Genomic DNA, 17,811 nt, shown 5'->3' on the forward strand with positions numbered 1-17,811 from the left:
GAAAGACACACACGCCTGGTGCGCGCGGCCGTCGGTTGGTCGGTCGGGCTGCTAGCGGCGGCGCAGCGCGGCGGCGCCGACCGCGTTCAGACCCACACCCCAGATCAGCAGTACGCACAGCCACTGCACCCACCGCAGCACGCTCATCTCGCCGGAGAGCAGGTTGCGCACGCTGCCGAACGGGGTGAGCCACGGCTGCGCCGGGCGCAGGGCTTCCACGGCCCCCAGCAGCGCGAACAGGGCCAGCGGCAGGACGATCGTGGCGAGGAACGCGACCACCGGCGACCGCAGCAGCAGGCCCAGCCCGGTGCCCACGAAGCCGGCGACGATCTGCACCAGCACGCTGCCCACCGCGACAGTTCCGGCGAGCCGCCAGGGCTCGTCCGCCACGTCGGCGGGAGTGAGGGCCAGCGTCGCGGCGCAGATCAGCACTCCCACGACGCCGATCACCGTGGCCGGCAGCACCACCGCGAGCACCGTCGGGACGACGTGGACGGTGCCGGACGCCCGACGCAGGTCGCGCACGAGCAGGATGCCGAAGAGTGGCGTGAGGACCGACATCACGCTCTGCACCGTGCCCGAGAGAGCGGCGAACGTCCGGTCGGTGGGCGCTGCGGCAGCGACCAGCGCCACGGCGCAGAACAGCCCCACCACCAGGGTGCCCACGAGCAACCACCGCCGGGCCCGCGTGCCGAGGGACCGTCGCAGGGCGTCGCGTGTCGGCTCGTCCACCACGATCACCTTCCGACGGCTGGTCGGGTAGGTGAGCCTACCGTCGACGGTATCCGTGCGTGGTCCCGTGATCACCGCTGTGCCGTATACGGCACCTCGCTCCATTTGTGCTCACCGGATGTGACAGACGTGGACAGTGGCCGATATCGCTCTCTAGAGTTCCCCCGTCTGGCTGTCTTACATCCACGGGGGTTGCGGTGGCCACTGGCCGCTCCATGCATGCTGTCCACATCCAGAGACCGTCCACTCATCACCGACCATCCACGCACCGCCTGCTCGCCGCCGGGATCGCGGCGTCCATCGGCGTCACTCTGCTCGCCGCGCCTGCCTCGGCCGCGTCGGCGACGGTGACGGAGGGCACCGCCCCGCGCGGCACGGCCGGCCGGGAGGCCGTCCAGGCAACCACCACGGCCACGCGTACCGGCCAGCGGGTGGAGGTCGTCTCCGCTCGCACCGAGCTGACCCAGGTCTTCGCCAAGCCGGGCGGAGGCTTCGTGGCCGAGACCGCCGCCGTTCCGCAGCGGATCCGTCAGGGCGACGGATCCTGGTCCGACGTCGACCTGTCGCTGCGGCGCGACGCCACCGGCTTGCGGCCGGCGGTCTCCCCGGCCAATGTGCTGTTCTCGGCCGGTGGGCGCGGTCCCGCGGCCACGTTGACCACCGGGAAGAGCACGATGACGTTGGGCTGGCCGGGCGGGCTGCCCGCGCCGACCGTGTCCGCGGACGCGGCCACCTACCCCGAGGTGCTGCCCGGTGTGGACCTGGTGCTGACGGCCACCCACACCGGCTTCACCCACGTTCTCGTGGTGAAGACCCCGCAGGCCGCGACGAACCCGGCGCTGCGGGAAATCCGCTTCGACCTCGGCGGTGACGCGCGGGTCCGGCGGGAGGCCGACGGCTCGCTGCGGGCGCTCGCCGGTGGTGCCGAGGTGGCACGGGCCGCGACGGCGGAGATGTGGGACTCGACCGGCTCCGTCGGCGCGCCTCGTGCGGCGGCGGCCTCCTCGCCGTCCGGTCCCGGCGTCGCCGCCCGTACCGCCCCCGTGTCGACCGCCGTCGACGAGGCCGGTGACCTCGTGCTGCGCCCGTCGGCAGGCCTGCTCGACCCGGCGAAGGCGACCTTCCCGGTCTACATCGACCCGGCCTGGTCCGCCAGCCCTTCCCGCTGGGCGTACGCCACCAGCAACAACTCCACCAACAGCGACACCACGGCCGCCCGGGTCGGTAAGGACGCCGACTCCGGAGTCACCTACCGCTCCTACTTCGAGTTCCCGATCAGCGCCCTCAGCGGCAAGATCATCAGGTCGGCGTACGTGCAGGTGGTGGCGACCCACACCTGGTCCTGCTTCGACACCCCGACCTACCTCTACCAGTCCGGCGCGATCACGAGCACCCCCCGCACCGCCTGGGCGCCCGCGCTGACCACGCTGCGCGCCTCCGCGAGCTCACACGTCCGCGCAACGGGCTGCATCGACTCGCCGCAGCCGCCGATGAACGTGCGCTTCGCCGGCAGCGTCGCCGCCGGCCTCAGCAGCGCGGCGGCCGCTCACCAGACCTCGATCACCTACGGCCTCTGCGCGTGCAGCGACTCGTCCGGGACCGGCGAGAGCACGGTGGACCGGTGGAAGAAGTTCGATCCGAGCACGGCACGCCTGGTGGTCGACTACGACACCGCGCCCAGCCAGCCCACCGCACTCCAGGCCGGCGGTGCGGCCTGCGTCACGGGCGGCCGCGTCACCCTGGGCACCGCGCCGACCCTCTCCGCCGTCTTCCCCGACGCGGATGCCGGCCAGGTCCTCCAGACGGCGTACGAGCTGTTGGAGATCCCCGCCTCGGGCACCTACGACAGCACCACGCCGCGGATGACCGCGCCGACGGGCTCGACCGTCACGGCCGGCGCCCGGTCCACCACGGCTGCGGTGACCGGCACGGCCAATGGAAAGTCGTACGCCTTCCGGACGCGCAGCGATGACGGCTACCTGCTCAGCCCGTGGTCGGCGTGGTGCGAGTTCTCCATCGACAACCAGCCGCCCACGGTGAGCGTCGACGCGGTCACCAGTCCCGCCCCGCCCGGCCAGCTCTACACCTACAAGCTGCGCTCGCCGGACCTGGACGTGGTCAGCTTCCGCTACGGCTGGAGCAGCCCGCCCACCGAGGAGGCGGAGGCGGGCACCAGCCTCGGCTGGACCGGCAAGACCGTCTCGGTGACCCTGGCCACGCCGGCCTACGGCACCAACACGCTGTACGTCGCCGCGGTGGACAGCGTCGGGAACGTCGGCTACGGCTCGCTTGTTATCCAGGTGCCGACGCCGTAGGGCGGCCGACCACCAACCGGTCACGGCGCGGCTGAGGCGTCGAAACCGGACAACACCACACCGCGTCGAGGCCCGCATCCGCAACGAGGATGCGGGCCTCGACTGCGGGGTGCCGTCGTCGTGTCGCATCTGCCGGTTAGGCTCGCTGCGGCGCGCGCCGGCCGACCGACAGTTCGGACGCGGCACCACACCGCCGAGACCGGGGAGTACGACCAGTTGACCGCAGAGCCTGACACCCTGTACGGGGCCGATGACCTCACCCACCTTGAGGGGCTGGACGCCGTCCGCAAGCGGCCCGGCATGTACATCGGTTCCACCGACAGCCGTGGCGTGGGTCACCTCGTCAACGAGATCCTCGACAACTCCACCGACGAGGGTGTCGCCGGTCACGCCACCACCGTCGAGGTGATCCTGCACGCCGACGGCTCGGTGCAGGTCGACGACGACGGCCGCGGCATCCCCACCGACGTGCACGCCAAGTCCGGCATCTCCGGCGTCGAGCTGGTGCTGACCCGGCTGCACGCGGGCGGCAAGTTCGGCGGCTCCGGCTACAAGACCTCCGGCGGCCTGCACGGCGTCGGCGCCTCGGCGGTCAACGCGCTGTCCCGCCGCTTCGACGTGACCGTCCGCCGAGCCGGCAAGGTCCACGCGATGTCGTTCCGGCACGGCGTTCCGGGGATCTTCGACGGCGACGGGCCGGACGCGCCCTTCACCGCCGGCCCCGGCCTGCAGGTGGTCGGCGCGATGAAGCGCGGCCAGCGCACCGGCACCTCGATCCGCTGGTGGCACGACGCCCGCTACTTCGAGACCGGCGCGGCGCTCGACGTCGACGCCGTGCGGATGAAGCTGCGTAACACCGCGTTCCTGGTCCCCGGCGTGACGTACCTGCTGCGCGACCTGACCGGCGAGGCCCCCGCCGAGGAGCGGTTCCACTACCCCAACGGGCTCAGCGACATGGTCGAGTTCCTCGCACCGGCCGGCGACCGGCCGGTCTCCGGCATGCTCCTGGTCAACGGCGAGGGGACGTACCGGGAGAACGCCGCCGACGCCAACGGCGTCATGCAGTCCAACGTGCAGCGTCGCGCCGAGGTCGAGGTGGCGTTCCGGTGGGGCACCGGCTACGAGCGCACCGTCGAATGCTTCACCAACACCATTCGCAACGCCCACGGCGGCACCCACCGCAAGGGCTTCGAGCGGGCCCTCGTCCGCACCCTCGCCGACGCCGTCCGCAACACCCGCGGCCTGCTCAAGGCCAAGGAGGAGCCGCCCACCCTGGACGACGTCCTGGAGGGGATGACCGCCGTGGTGCACGTGCGGATCCCCGAGCCGCAGTTCACCTCGCAGACCAAGGACGAGCTGTCCACGACCGGCATCACCAAGGTCATCCAGACCCTGGTCGACGCGCACGTCAAGGCCTGGCTGGAGGACCGGCGCACCAAGGCCGAGGCGCGCGTCGTCCTGCAGAAGATCGTCGACGCGGCGCGGGTGCGGCTCACCCAGAAGCAGCAGAAGGACGCCGCCCGGCGCAAGACCGCCCTGGAGGGCGCGTCCATGCCGCCGAAGCTGGTCGACTGCCGTGCCACCGGGATCGACCGCAGCGAGCTGTTCATCGTGGAAGGCGACAGCGCCCTCGGCACGAGCCGCATGGCCCGCTCCTCGGAGTACCAGGCGCTGCTGCCGATCCGGGGCAAGATCCTCAACGTGCAGAAGGCCAACCTCCAGCAGGTTCTGGACAATGCCGAGTGCGCCGCCATCGTCCAGGTGCTCGGGGCCGGCTCGGGGCGGACGTTCGACCTCGCCGCGCTGCGCTACGGCCGGGTGCTGATCATGGCCGACGCCGACGTGGACGGCGCGCACATCCGTACGCTGCTGATCACCCTCTTCGCCCGGTACATGCGGCCGTTGATCGAGGCCGGTCGGCTCTACGCCGCCATGCCGCCCCTGCACAAGATCACCACCAAGGGGCGCAACCCGCAGACCGTCTACACCTACACCCAGGCCGAGATGGAGGCGACGGTTCGCAAGCTGGAGAAGGCCGGCAAGCAGATCGTCACGCCCATCCCACGCTTCAAGGGCCTCGGTGAGATGGACGCCGACGAGCTGTGGGACACCACGATGAACCCCGCCACCCGCGCTGTCCGCCGGATCACCCTGGACGACGTGGACGCCGCCGAGCGCATCCTCGAACTGCTGATGGGGGAGAAGGTCGAGCCGCGCCGCAACTGGCTCATCGACTCGGCCGACCGCGTCGACCGCGATGCGATCGACGCATGAGCGAGCGGCAGCGAGCGAATATTCGGAACAGTGCGACGGTGCCTCAGGGCGTCGCGCAGCGAAGCGGAGCGACGGCATGAGCGCCGCTGCCGTCCGAGGGGAAAGCTGAGTCATGGCACGCCGTAAGGAAAACAAGGTCGACCTCTCCTCGTTCGACCAGGCCGGCGCGCGGGTCTTCGACAACCCGCTGGTCACCGAGGTCTCCGACTCCTACCTGGAGTACGCGTTCTCGGTCATCCACTCCCGCGCCCTGCCCGACGCGCGCGACGGCCTCAAGCCCGTGCACCGGCGCATCCTCTGGTCGATGTACGAGCAGGGCTACCGCCCCGACCGAGGGCATGTGAAGTCCGCACGCATCGTCGGCGACTGCTTCGTCGCCGGCACACTGGTCTCCACGCCCGATGGCCTGCGGCCAATCGAGGAGATCGAGGTCGGAGACCTCGTGCTGGACGGCGAGGGCGAGTCGGTCCCGGTTACCACCGTCTTTCGTAATCCGAATTCTGACCTCGTTCGCGTCACCTGGAGCAATGGGCACACGATGCTCGTCACCCCGGGCCAACGTTTCCGGGTGGTCGCGGATGACCTCTCCGTGCAGTGGGTCGAGGCTCGGGACCTTGCGGGACGCCTTGCGCTGGCCTATGGGAGCCGCCGTACTGAGGTGTCGCCGCATCCTGGCGACGTCTACGACTACGTGCGCGGGCTGCTGGTAGCCGAGGGTTTCCCGGTCGACCGGAACCGCACAGCGGACGGCCGGGTCCGCATCCACATGTGTGACATCGAGCCGCTTGATGTCGCTCATGGCTGGGCTATCGCCAGTGGATTGAACGTCTCCCGCGGAAAGCGTGAGGCTGCCAACCCCCGTCATCGCGACCAGCACATTTTGACTTTCAGCCGTAACCAAGGGCTGTTGGAGGTTACTGAGCCGCTCAGCCGTGACAAGCACGTGCCGCGCGACATCCTGGGCAACCGATCGGCGTGGGCGCCGTTCCTCGCTGGCTTCTTCGATGGCGACGGCTACGTCCGCAAGCGGTTCCGAGAGATGGTTTTCGTCAGCACCAGCAAGCTACTGGTGCGGCAGATATACGCCATGCTCGCCGACCTAGGTCTACACGGGCACTACTGGACCAGCGGTCGTCATTCTGATGGACACCCGCTTCACGGGCTCTCCGTATCCGGACGTGACGCCGCTGATCTCGCCCGGATGTTCCTGCCGTGGGTGCGAATCGGCTACAAGCACGATGGCCTGCAACGGGTTGCGAACATCGACTATCGGTATAGCGGCAAACAAGGCAATGACCGGTTGCCGTACGGCCCGGTGATGGCGGAGCTCACCGCAGCGCATCAGGGTGGCGGATGGTTTCGGGATCAGGCCGGACAGGCGTTTCGTGCCTCGCTCTCGGCAAGCGGCGGCCCGAAGGTGCGGTATGGCAAGGACCGCAACGGCAATCCGCTCGCCGAGCGGTCGTTCCAGTTGGAGCGGGCGGCCCGGGACGGCTGGGTCCAGAAACTCCACCGGCTCGGCTCGCCGCTCGCCGCTCGGCTGGATGCGCTGGTCGGTAGTGCTTTTCTGCGGGTCACCTCGGTCGAGGTGGTGCCGCCCGACGTCACGTATGACATCCAGGTGGGCAGTGACGAACACGCCTTCGTTGCTGAGGGCTACGTGGTGCACAACTGCATGGGTAAGTACCACCCCCACGGTGACACGGCGATCTACGACGCGATGGTCCGCCTCGCGCAGGACTTCTCGCTCAACGTGCCGCTCATCGACGGCCACGGCAACTTTGGATCCCAAGACGACGGTCCGGCTGCCTCAAGATATACAGAAGCGCGGATGTCCCGCGAGGCGATGCTGCTCGTCGGGGAGCTGGGCGAGGACACCGTCGACGTCGAGCCCAACTACGACGGGTCGCTGACGCAGCCCACCGTGCTGCCGGCCGCCTTCCCCAATCTGCTGGTCAACGGCGCGTCCGGGATCGCGGTCGGGATGGCCACCAACATGATCCCGCACAACCTCGCCGAGGTCGTCTCGGCGGCCCGCTGGCTGATCAACCACCCGGACGCCACCCTGGACAAACTCATGGAGTTCGTTCCCGGCCCCGACCTGCCCACCGGAGGCGTGCTGCTCGGCCTGGACGAGGTGCGCCGCGCGTACGAGACGGGGCGCGGCGTGGTGCGGATGCGCGGCAAGGTGGAGATCGGCCCGATCGAGGGCAGCCGGGGCCGCCAGGCGATCACCGTCGTCGAGTTGCCCTACGGTGTCGGCGCGGAGAAGGTCATCGCGGCGATCACCAACGAGGTCACCAAGACCAAGCGGCTGACCGGCATCGCGGACGTCAAGGACCTCACCGACCGGGAGAGCGGCACCCGGTTGGTCGTCGAGTGCAAGGTGGGGGTCAACCCGCAGGCGCTGCTCGCCGACCTCTACCGGTTGACCCCGCTGGAGCAGTCCTTCGGTGTCAACAACCTGGTGCTGGTCGACGGCCAGCCCCGTACCCTCGGGTTGAAGGCGCTGCTGGAGGTCTTCCTGGCCCACCGGTACGACGTGGTCACCCGGCGCAGCTCGTACCGCCGCCGTAAGCGCGAGGAGCGGCTGCACCTGGTCGACGGCCTGCTGATCGCTCTGCTGGACATCGACCGGGTGGTCCGGTTGATCCGCGGCAGCGACGACGCGCAGGCTGCCAAGGACGGGCTGATGAGTCAGTTCGGCCTCTCCGACATCCAGGCGACCTACATCCTGGACACTCCGCTGCGCCGCCTGACCAAGTACGACCGGATCGAGCTGGAGGCGGAGCAGGAGCGGCTGCGCGCCGAGATCACCGAGCTGTCCACGATCCTGGACGACGAGCGGGTGCTCAAGAAGCTGGTCTCCGACGAGCTGGCGGCCGTGGTCAAGCAGTTCGGCACCGAACGGCGGACGACGCTTGTCGACGGCGACCTCAAGGAGGTGCTCGCGGCGTCCGCGCCGGCCGGCCCGCTGGAGGTCGCCGACGACCCGTGCCAGGTCATCCTCTCCGCGACCGGGCTGGTCGCCCGGACCGCGGCCGAGTCGGAGGAGAGCGCCGAGGGGCGCCGGCGCAACGGCCGGGTCAAGCACGACACGGTACGCGCGATCGTGCACTCCACCGCCCGTGGTCGGGTGCTGCTGGTCACCAGCGCGGGTCGCGCCTTCAAGATCGACGTACTGCCGCTGCCGGTGCTGCCCGAGCAGGCCGGCACGGTGTCGCTGCGCGGCGGCATGTCCGCCGCCGAGCTGGTGCCGCTGGAGGCGGGGGAGACCGTGGTCGGTCTGGCGCCGCTCGGCGGTGCGGCGGACACCTCACCGGGGCTGGCGCTGGGCACCCGGCAGGGCGTGGTGAAGGTGTGCGCACCGGAGTGGCCGGTGCGGTCCGACGAGTTCGACGTGATCGGCCTGCGCGACGGTGACGAGGTGGTCGGGGCGACCTGGCTGACCGACGGCGCCGAGACGCTCACCTTCGTCACCTCGGAGGCGTCGTTGCTGCGTTTCGCCGCCGGGCTGGTGCGCCCGCAGGGCCTCAAGGGCGGCGGGATGGCCGGCATCAACCTGCCGGCCGGGGCCCGGGTGGTGTTCTTCGGCGCGGTACGCACCGACGACGCGGGGCACGGCGAGCCGATGGTCGTCACGTCCACCGGGGCGACGGTCAAGGTGACGCCGTTCAAGGCGTACCCCGCGAAGGGCCGGGCGACCGGCGGCGTCCGCGCGCACCGCTTCCTCAAGGACGAGACCGACGTGGCCGTCGCCTGGGTGGGGCCGCGCCCGGTCGGCGCGACCGGCACCGGCGAACCGGTGGAGCTGCCGGCAGCCGACCCCCGCCGCGACGGCAGCGGCTTCGCCGTGATGCTGGGCCCAACGGTGGTAGGCCACCTCATCGAACGCGACTAACCCCACCCCCCAACTCGTTGATCATGAAGTTATTGCCGCGACACGCCGATGGCGGTGGCAATAACTTCATGATCAACCCGGGGGTGGGGTGGGGTGGGGTTAGGCGACGTTGAACGGGCGGAACTGGACGCTCACCCTCGGGCCTACCGGGCGGGTGGTCTTGGGGATGGCGTGTTCCCAGGTGCGCTGGCAGGAGCCGCCCATCACGATCAGGTCGCCGTGGCCCACCGGGAACCGCAGGCTGTCGCCACCGCCGCGCGGGCGCAGCAGCAGCGGCCGAGGTGACCCGAACGAGACGATCGCGACGACGGTGTCGCTGTGCGCAGAGCGGCCGATGGTGTCGCCGTGCCAGGCGACGCTGTCCCGGCCGGAGCGGTAGAGACACATGCCGGCGGTGACGAACGGCTCGCCCAGCTCGGGCGTGTAGTGCCGGGTCAGCGCCGTCCGCGCCGAGGTGAGCACGGGGTGCGGCAGTTGCCGGTCGACGCCGTACCAGCAGAGCAGGCGGGGCACGTCGACCTCGCTGTCGTACATGGTGCGTCGCTCCGCGCGCCACGGCACCTCGGCGAGCAGGGTGTCGAGGACCGCGTCGGAGCCGCGCACCCAGCCGGGGAGGTGATCGACCCAGGCGCCCCGGCTGAGCTGGTGCCGCCGGAGCTGGCCGGGCAGGGGCCCCAGGGTCGGCTCCGTGTCGGTCAGGTCGAGCATCGACGGCTGGTAGGCGGCCTGCGTCATGCAGCCACCCTAGCAGCACTTTCGTACACCCGTGCTAGGCCGCTGCTGCCGCGTTGTGCTTGGCCACCAGGTCCGGAAGGTCGTCCAGCGCGTCGATGCGGAACAGGCACTGCTCGGCCACGGCCGGCATGTCGAGGATGTGCCCCCACGGGCCGCGCCGGATCAGGCACGTCTTCATGCCGGCCTCGACGGCCGGGCGTACGTCGTTGTCGGGCCGGTCGCCGACGTACAGGATCGACGACGCGTCGCCACCGCCCGCCCGGACGACCCGGTCGAAGAAGGCCGGTAACGGTTTCGCCACGCCCCAACCGGTCGAGGTGCCGATCATGTCCACGGGAAGGTCGAGGGCGTGCAGGAGCGCCTCGGCGTGGGCGGGTTGGTTGCCGGCCAGGCCGACGAACAGGCCCTGCTCCTTGAGCGCGGTCAGGCAGCCGCGCGCGTCGGGGTAGAGATCCTCCTCGCCGAACCACTCGGGTTCGCCGGCGGCGGCGCGACGTTCCAGCTCGGCGGTGAGGTCGAAGTCGGGCCGGAAGGCCCGGAACGTCTCCTGGTAGTCCTGGCCACGGGCGATCACGGCACCGAGGACCGCCGAGAGCGTGTGCCGTGGAACGCCGAACCAGTCCGCCCAGCCCGCGAACTCGCGGGACTCGTCGAGAATCGTCCCGCCGACGTCGAAGAAGACCGCTCTGATCACGTGCGTCCCCCGTTCGCCTGGTCGACGGATCATAAGTGGGAGAATGTGCGTCGTCAGTCCGCGACGGCGGCCGGGCGTACAGCGTCGAACACCGCGTCCACGACCCGCGCCCGGCCCCGGCCGTCCACAGTGGACCAGGCCCGCGCGGCCAGCGCCGCGCGGCGCTGCGGCGAGCTGAGCAGCCCGTTGAGGGTCCGCGCCGCCGTCGCCCGGGCGGCCCGCCCGGGCACTCCGGCGCCGGTCAGCTCCGGCAGTTCGCCGAGGCCGGCGGCCAGACCGTGCTGGACCACCCGGGTGTACGACTCGCGTTGGTTGTCGACCACGCAGACCAGCGCGGCGGGCGCGCCGAGGCAGCACAGTTCCCAGGTGGAGGTGCCAGCGGCGCTGACCACCAGGTCCGCTCCGGTGATCAGGGCCGGCAGCGAGCCGGTGGGCGGAACGGGACGGACGATCTGCCCCCGCCCGGGGGTGATCGTCTCCAGTTCGGCCTCGATCTCGGGTCGGCCGACGACGACCGTGAGGTCCATCGGGTGTCCGGTGGCCAGCAGCACCCGGGTCAGCACCGGGGCCGCGCCGACCGCGTCGGTGCCGCCGAAGAAGGCCAGCACCCGGGGCCTGCTGACCGCCGTGGCGGGCCGGGGCGTCGCCGGACGGGCGGTCACGACCGAGTCGCGCAGCAGGGCGTACCCGCTGCCGGCGAGCAACCGCCCGGGCAGCGCCGGAAGCTGGGCCCCGAAGTTCTGGTCGAGGTAGAGATCGGCGTCCTGGCCCCGGCTGTCCCCGTCGATGACGGCGAGGGTGAACACGCCGGCCGCGCGCAGGGCACCCGCGCCGGCCGGGTCCAACTCGTAGGAGTCGACGACCATCACGTCGAGGTCGTGTCGTCGGGCCGCCTCGACCAGCTCGGCCGGCGACTCGGGGCCGGGGTGCAGTCCGATGCCCCGCGCGGCCAGTTCGGCGGTGGCCCAGCCGAGCCGTTCCACAGTGCCGAACACCGCGACGTGGGCGCCTCGGGCCAGGAACTCCTCGGCGAGCGCCAGGCAGCGGACGAGGTGCCCGACTCCGCGCCGCGGCCCGGCGTCGCAGCGCAGTCCGACCCGTAGCGTGCTCAGGACTCCTCCAGCCGCTTCTGGCGTACGTCGGCGTTGAGCGCGCGCAGCAGCGGCTGCCCGTCGAGCCAGTCGGCGAGCTTGGCCAGCGGCACGCTGACGTCGCCGAAGTGGTCGGCGACGGCGCTCACCAGCGCCCAGTCCTGCTCGGTGTCGAGGGTCAGCCGCAGCGCCGAACGGTCCGGGGTGAGGGTCACCCCGAGCACCCGGAACACATCCGGATGGGTGTACGCGTACGAGGTGACGTGCACCCGGTGGTGACCGGTGGCGAGCCGGTCGAGGGTCCGCAGGGTCTCCGCGCGGATGATCTCGACGTCCAGCCCGCGGGGCAGGGTCCGGGCGATCGACGTGCTCGCGTAGTCCAGGCCGGGCACGGCCCGGTACACCGAGGCGACCAGCGTGATGATCTCCGGGTCGAGCAGGGGACAGTCGGCGGTGAACCGCATGACCGCGTCGCCGGGGTGTGCGGCGAGCGCGCCCACGAACCGGCCCAGCACGTCGTCGACCGGCCCGCGGTGACACGGCACGCCGAGCCGCCGGCACTCGTCGACCAGCGCGTCGTCGACGGTGTCCGTGCTGGTCGCGACCACCAGGTCGGCGAGGACGCCGCTGTCGCGGGCGGCGCGGACGACGCGGCCCAGCACGGACCGCCCGGCGAGCGGGCGGAGCACCTTGCCGGGTAGCCGCGAGGAGCCCATCCGGGCCTGCACGATCCCGACGATCCGGGGCCCGACGGCCGCTCCCGTGTCGGCCGTCGGGTCCGGTCGGCTCGCCGTCGCGGACGCGTTGTCGCCGCCGGTCACTGCTGCTCCTCCTGCCTCGGCGCGAGCGCCGCCCGCGCTCGCCGCTTGGCGGCACGCGCACCCCGCTTGGCCAGCCGGGCCGGGGTGATGGCGAGCCGGCCGACGCGGTAACTGATGGACCCGCTGAGCAGGCCGATCTTCGCCTCGGCCCGGCGCAGCGCCCGCTCCCGGGAGGTGAGCAGCTCGTCGGTCCATCGGGTCAGGGCGGCGAGCCGGCTGATCTCCTCGCGTTGCCGCAGCCACGCCTCCCGCAGCTGCTGGTAGCTGCGCGCGCCGACCGGCGGGTCGGTCGGCTCGACGGCCTGCAGCTCGGCGGCGAGGGTCGCGCGGCCGTTGGCGTCCAGGCCGTGCAGCGTGGCCGCGATCGCCGCCTCGGCCTGCACCGCCTCGGCCACGGTCGCCCGGTCCAGGTCGTGGCCGGCGAGCCCGCCGAGCACCACGGTCAGGCCCGCGACGTCGAGAGTGGACGACCACGGGTGGGCGTACCCGCCGGTGAGCAGGGCCGCCGCGAAGCGCCACAGGCCGCGGGCCAGCACCACGTCGCCGGGCAGCGTGTCGGTGGCCCGCCAGCTCGGGTCGAGCACCGCGTAGCGTTCCCCGCTGACCACCATGTTGTCGGTGCTGGCCAGCGCCGCCGCGCCGGCGAGTCGGCCGTCGGCGTCGGCCTGGCCGGCGAGCCAGCCCGCGTACCCGTGCAGCAGCGTGCGCAGCGTCGCCAGGTCGCGGCGCAGCGCGGCGTCGAGCAGCAGGGTGTGCAGCAGCCGCCCGGTCGGCACCGGCCCGGACAGTGCGGCCGGGTCCCGGTACGCGGCTTCGCGGCTGGCGAACGGCGCGGCCGGCGTGCTCGTGCCGGCGCCGGTGCCGGCGCTGTGGCCCCACCGCCAGCCCGACGGGCCGTCGAGCACCTCCAGCACACCGATCCCGGGCTGGCCGGACTGCCCGGTCTGCGCCAGCGCCACCGGCAGGTCCCCGTCGACGGTGGCGTCCGTGGGCCCACCCGGTCGACGGGCCAGCATCAGCCAGGCCGGCGCGAGATCGGCGGCACGCCCGGCGTGCAGGGCGTCCACCGCCAGCCGGGCCGGGTCCTGGAGCACGGTCGCGGTGCCGAAGGCCCCGGCGCAGGCACCGTGCAGCACCGCGTCGAACAGCCCGCAGCCCGCGCCCCGGTCGAGCTGGTCGGCGTCGAGCAGCGCCGTCGCGGTCGCGCCGTCGGGGTACGCGGCCCAGCAGGCAACCGAGCGCAGCCCGGCGCCGGTGAGCCGCTCGCGCAGTTGGTCCCGGTTGGCGGGGTGCGCCTGGTCCAGCACGCCACCGATCACCCAGGCGGAGTCGTCGCGGGCGGCGTACCAGGGGGTGGTGGCCACCAGCCGGTGCAGCCCGAGCGGGTTGTCCAGGCGCAGCAGCAGCGCGCCGCCGGGGCGTACCGCCGCGACCAGCCGTGCCAGCACACCGTCCCAGCCCAGCCGGGTGCCCTCCACCGACTCCACCGGGTCCAGTCCGGCGGCGGCGATCACCACGTCGTACGTCTCGTCGTCGGGCAGCCCGGCCGGGCCGCCCACGACCACGCGGGCGGCCCGCTGAGCCAGCGCCACCGCGTCCGGGTGGCTGCGCAGCAGGCAGGTCACCTCGGCGTGGGCGAGCCGGACGAGCAGCGCCGGGTCGTGGGGGCCGGCCAGCAGGACCCGGGCGCCGGGCGGCACGATCCGGGCGGCCAGCGCGGCGAGGGGCCCTCCGTCGGCCAACCGCTCCTTGGGCAGGTCGGACCAGGCCAGCATCTCGCCGCCCGGCAGGGTGATCCGGCCGGCGGGTGCCGTCTCAGTCGTCACTGTCGTCCTCTTCTTCTTCCGGAAGGTTCGCCCAGCCGAGCAGCTCCCGCAGCTCGGGCGGTGTGCAGCGGTGGTCGGTGCCCAGCTCCGCGCGGGCGATCGAGACCGCGGTGGGCAGGTCGACCTTCGCGCCGTGCAGTTCCGGCCACTGCCGCCGGATGCGGGCGGTGCCGCCGAAGGTCGGGTCCTCGTTGGACAGGATCATCGGGTCGCCGTAGACCGCCGGTTCGCAGCCGGCCGCGATGCCGTAGAAGATCGCGCTGGTCAGCCGGTTGGATGCTACCCGCCGGTGCCGGCGCAGCTCGGTCAGCTGCTTGTCGAGGAACTCCGGGTCGGTGTCCTTCCACCAGTGCCCCCGGTAGCCGTGGCAGATCACCCGGAACCCGGCGCGTTCGTAGAGCCGGCGGACGTGGCGCATGCCGTACTCGTGCCAGTAGAGGCAGACCGTGACCGGGCCGGGCTCGGTGTCGCGGATGCGGGCGATCAGCTCCCGGTGGTCGCCCTTGACGTGCTGGCCCTCCCAGCCGTGGAACGGGTACCAGATGGTGCCCTCCCGCTCCTGCGCCGGCGGGTTCTCCGGCCGCATGGCCAGCAGGTAGGTGAACGGGGCGCCGATCACGACGACGTTGCGCCGCCCCACCGACCAGGCCCGGCGGCGGGTCTGCTCGGACCAGAGCAGGCTCGGGGTGCCCTCGGCGTACGGGTGGCCCGGCGCCAGGCCGTCGCCGATGTTCCAGCCGTGCTGCACGTACCCGTTGATCCGCGGGGGATGCCGGTCGCCGAGGCCGGCGTAGCGGGCCAGCACGTGGGCGTGGCCGTAGAAGTGGTTCGCGTGGTGCATCAGGTTCCCATCAGGCGGCGGTACGCACCGAGCCGGCCCGCAGGGCCACGGCCAGCGCGTCGATGACGCGGTCCTGGTCGGCGTCGCTGAGTCCCGGGTACAGCGGCAGCGACAGCTGCTGGGTGTAGAACGACTCGGCCACCGGGCACGATCCGCGCCGGTAGCCCAGGTCGGCGAAGGCGGGGTGCCAGTGCACGGGCAGGTAGTTGACCTGCACGCCGATTCCGGCGGCCCGCATCCGGTCGTACACCTCGCGGCGACGCCCGTCGAGCACCCGGATCGGGTAGAGGTGCCAGGCCGGGTCGGCCCACGACTTGCGGGTCGGCAGCAGCACGCCGTCCAGGTCGGCCAGCGCCTCGTCGTAGCGGGCGACCAGTGCGCTCCGGCGGGCCTTGAACGCGGCGAGCCGGCGGAGCTGGCTGCGACCCAGGGCGCACAGCACGTCCGGCAGCCGGTAGTTCAGCCCGAACTCGTGCACCTCCTGGTGCCACCCACCCTCGTCGGCGAAGCGCAGCTCGGCGCGGTCGCGGACGACGCCCACGCCGCGGAACCGGCGGGCCCGCTCCAGGATGCGCGGATCCAGCGCGGCGACCGCGCCGCCCTCGGCGGTGGTCAGGTTCTTCGTGGGGAAGAACGAGAACGTGGTCAGGTCGGCGAGCGAGCCCACCGGACGGCCGTGGTACGTCCCGCCGATCGAGTGCGCCGCGTCGGCGAGCAGCACCGCGTCCGAGCCCTCGACCGACGTGCGCAGGGCGTCGTAGTCGGCCGGGTGGCCTGCGTAGTCGACAGCGGAGACGACCTTGGTACGCGAGGTGACCGCCGCGGCGGCCGCGGCCGGGTCCAGGCAGAACGTCTCGGCCTCGACGTCGGCGAACACGATCGTCGCGCCGAGGGCGACGGCGCTGCTGGCGGTCGCCACGAACGTCATCGGCGGGACCACCACCTCGTCGCCCGGTCCCACCCCGGCGGCCGCGTACGCCACGTGCAGCGCCGCGGTGCCATTGGAGACGCTGGCGACGCCGACCCCGCCGGTCCACCTGGCGAGGTCGGCCTCGAACGCGTCGACCTGCGGCCCGGTGGTGAGCCAGTCGCCGCGCAGCACGTCGGCGACGGCCGCGATGTCGTCCTCGCTGATCGACTGTCGGCCGTACGGGAGCATCGCTGTCATGCGGTGAGGCCGAGCATCTCGCGTAGCTGCTGCACGCTGAGCCACTCGTCGTTGGTGTCCGACTGGTAGGCGAAGCCGTCCGGCACGGGCTCGCAGTCGACCGGCGGCTGGTAGCCCCAGCCGGCGATGGTCGGCTGGACGATGTAGCGGTCCTTGGCGCGCAGCGTCCGCCGGCTGTCGTCCGGGGCGATCATCTCCTCGTGCAGCTTTTCGCCAGGCCGGATGCCGATCTCGTGGGTGGTGGCGTCCGGCGCGACGGCCTCGACCAGGTCGAGGATGCGCATGCTGGGAATGCGCGGCACGAACAGCTCGCCGCCCTGCATCTGGTCAAACGAGTCCATGACGAACTGGACGGCCTGCTCCAGGGTGATCCAGAACCGGGTCATCCGCTTGTCGGTGATCGGCAGGCTCTTGCCCTCGGCGGCCAGCCGGTGAAACAGCGGGACGACCGAACCGCGGCTGCCGACCACGTTGCCGTAGCGGACGACCGCGAACCGGGTCGGGTGGTGCGCGGCGTAGTGGTTGGCCGAGACGAACAGCTTGTCGCCGACCAGCTTGGTGGCGCCGTACAGGTTGATCGGGCTGGACGCCTTGTCCGTGGAGAGCGCGATGACCTTCTTGACGCCGGCCTCGATCGCGGCGTCGACCACGTGCTGCGAGCCGGTGATGTTGGTGGCGATGAACTCCGACGGGTTGTACTCCGCCGTGTCCACCTGCTTGAGCGCGGCGGCGTGCACCACGTGGTCCACGCCGTGCATCGCCCGGGTAAGGCGGTGCCGGTCCCGGATGTCGCCGATGAACCAGCGCAGGCGCGGGTCGTCGCCGAGCTGCTGGCGCAGCTCGTACTGCTTGAGCTCGTCGCGGGAGAAGACCACCACCCGGGCCGGGTCGGCCTCGGTGAGGATGTGCCGGAGGAAGGTCCTGCCGAAGGAACCCGTTCCCCCGGTGATCAGAATGGACGATCCATTCAACTCACTCAATTTGGTGCTCCCGTGATCGTGGATGAACCGGCGGCCCTCGGCCGGCCGACCGGGGTGAGACGCTAACCCCGGCGGGTTAACGCCTCGGCGCTCGCGGGTTAACCGCTGCCCCTGCCGTCGTGAATGGCGAGCAGCGCGCGGGCGAACACTTCCAACCGTCCGGAAAGCGGGCTGACCAGGCCGGAAACGGCCGCTACAGTGGCCGCGCGAGCGACCCGCAGCCTCTGCGCGCCGTCGTTTCCCGCGTTCACCCGACATCCGCACCGCCTCGGTGCGAGCGGGTCATCCCCGAGCGTCACCGGCCGGTAGGCGTGCCCACCGGTGGGCACGCCTACCGGCACGGCCGGCAGGTGCCGGGGGGGGGATGAGGTGCCGCACCCACGTTAATGGACCGCCCGCGGGCGCTCCCCGGGCACCCCCACCGCCACCCGCG

At 72.0% G+C, this 17,811-nt stretch carries 12 protein-coding genes and 2 pseudogenes; 5 read left to right on the forward strand and 9 right to left on the reverse strand.

Features of this window, described 5'->3' with window-relative positions; translation table 11 throughout:
• Positions 1-51 precede the first annotated feature (51 nt).
• A complete protein-coding gene (locus ABZU53_RS26520) occupies positions 52-732 on the reverse strand; it encodes a hypothetical protein (RefSeq protein ID WP_355068157.1) in 681 nt (226 codons plus the stop codon).
• A gap of 215 nt (positions 733-947) precedes the next feature.
• On the opposite strand from ABZU53_RS26520, the gene ABZU53_RS26525 reads away from it, so the two are divergent.
• The 5 genes and pseudogenes from ABZU53_RS26525 to ABZU53_RS26545 all read left to right on the forward strand — a co-directional run bounded on the left by ABZU53_RS26525 (position 948) and on the right by ABZU53_RS26545 (position 9,222).
• Entirely contained in the window at positions 948-3,047 is a 2,100-nt protein-coding gene (locus tag ABZU53_RS26525) for a hypothetical protein (RefSeq protein ID WP_355068158.1), read from the forward strand.
• Between the two features lie 216 nt (positions 3,048-3,263).
• Positions 3,264-5,321 carry a DNA topoisomerase IV subunit B gene (locus ABZU53_RS26530; RefSeq protein WP_354855098.1) on the forward strand — a complete coding sequence of 686 codons (2,058 nt, stop codon included), beginning with the start codon at positions 3,264-3,266 and terminating at the stop codon, positions 5,319-5,321.
• A 112-nt stretch (positions 5,322-5,433) separates the two neighbouring features.
• Positions 5,434-5,688, forward strand: a pseudogene (locus tag ABZU53_RS26535) (DNA gyrase subunit A); the annotation flags it as partial.
• A pseudogene (locus ABZU53_RS26540) lies at positions 5,662-6,495 on the forward strand (LAGLIDADG family homing endonuclease); the annotation flags it as partial. The pseudogenes ABZU53_RS26535 and ABZU53_RS26540, both read left to right, overlap by 27 nt.
• A gap of 144 nt (positions 6,496-6,639) precedes the next feature.
• Positions 6,640-9,222 (forward strand): DNA topoisomerase (ATP-hydrolyzing), encoded by a 2,583-nt coding sequence (locus tag ABZU53_RS26545; protein WP_354855120.1) that lies wholly within the window; start codon positions 6,640-6,642, stop codon positions 9,220-9,222.
• 99 nt (positions 9,223-9,321) lie between these two features.
• On the opposite strand, the gene ABZU53_RS26550 is transcribed toward ABZU53_RS26545, so the two are convergent.
• The 8 genes from ABZU53_RS26550 to pseB all read right to left on the reverse strand — a co-directional run bounded on the left by ABZU53_RS26550 (position 9,322) and on the right by pseB (position 17,378).
• Positions 9,322-9,957: an alpha-ketoglutarate-dependent dioxygenase AlkB gene (locus ABZU53_RS26550; RefSeq protein ID WP_354855099.1), complete on the reverse strand. Its 636-nt coding sequence runs from the start codon at positions 9,955-9,957 to the stop codon at positions 9,322-9,324.
• Positions 9,958-9,991: 34 nt separating this feature from the next.
• Entirely contained in the window at positions 9,992-10,651 is a 660-nt protein-coding gene (locus tag ABZU53_RS26555) for an HAD family hydrolase (RefSeq protein WP_355068160.1), read from the reverse strand.
• Between the two features lie 53 nt (positions 10,652-10,704).
• Positions 10,705-11,763 (reverse strand): spore coat protein, encoded by a 1,059-nt coding sequence (locus tag ABZU53_RS26560; RefSeq protein WP_355068166.1) that lies wholly within the window; start codon positions 11,761-11,763, stop codon positions 10,705-10,707.
• A complete protein-coding gene (locus ABZU53_RS26565; RefSeq protein WP_355068168.1) occupies positions 11,760-12,482 on the reverse strand; it encodes a glycosyltransferase family protein in 723 nt (240 codons plus the stop codon). The genes ABZU53_RS26560 and ABZU53_RS26565 overlap by 4 nt, the downstream gene beginning before the upstream one ends.
• Positions 12,483-12,559: 77 nt before the next feature.
• Positions 12,560-14,389 (reverse strand): class I SAM-dependent methyltransferase, encoded by a 1,830-nt coding sequence (locus ABZU53_RS26570; protein ID WP_355068161.1) that lies wholly within the window; start codon positions 14,387-14,389, stop codon positions 12,560-12,562.
• Complete coding sequence (locus ABZU53_RS26575) at positions 14,379-15,230, reverse strand: hypothetical protein (protein WP_355068162.1); 852 nt, start codon at positions 15,228-15,230, stop codon at positions 14,379-14,381. Before ABZU53_RS26575 ends, ABZU53_RS26570 begins: the two co-directional genes overlap by 11 nt.
• 10 nt (positions 15,231-15,240) lie before the next feature.
• Entirely contained in the window at positions 15,241-16,398 is a 1,158-nt protein-coding gene (locus tag ABZU53_RS26580) for an aminotransferase class I/II-fold pyridoxal phosphate-dependent enzyme (RefSeq protein ID WP_355068164.1), read from the reverse strand.
• A complete protein-coding gene (gene pseB / locus ABZU53_RS26585) occupies positions 16,395-17,378 on the reverse strand; it encodes a UDP-N-acetylglucosamine 4,6-dehydratase (inverting) (RefSeq protein WP_354855104.1) in 984 nt (327 codons plus the stop codon). Before pseB ends, ABZU53_RS26580 begins: the two co-directional genes overlap by 4 nt.
• Between the last annotated feature and the right edge of the window lie 433 nt (positions 17,379-17,811).

It is taken from the genome of Micromonospora sp. NPDC005194 (assembly GCF_040608335.1).
GTDB lineage: Bacteria > Actinomycetota > Actinomycetes > Mycobacteriales > Micromonosporaceae > Micromonospora.

Coding starts and splice junctions, on each gene's coding strand:
- ABZU53_RS26525 (WP_355068158.1), top strand. CDS start 948: ATGCATGCTGTCCACATCCAGAGACCGTCCACTCATCACCGACCATCC.
- ABZU53_RS26545 (WP_354855120.1), top strand. CDS start 6,640: ATGGCGGAGCTCACCGCAGCGCATCAGGGTGGCGGATGGTTTCGGGAT.
- ABZU53_RS26550 (WP_354855099.1), bottom strand. CDS start 9,957: ATGACGCAGGCCGCCTACCAGCCGTCGATGCTCGACCTGACCGACACG.
- ABZU53_RS26575 (WP_355068162.1), bottom strand. CDS start 15,230: ATGCACCACGCGAACCACTTCTACGGCCACGCCCACGTGCTGGCCCGC.
- ABZU53_RS26580 (WP_355068164.1), bottom strand. CDS start 16,398: ATGACAGCGATGCTCCCGTACGGCCGACAGTCGATCAGCGAGGACGAC.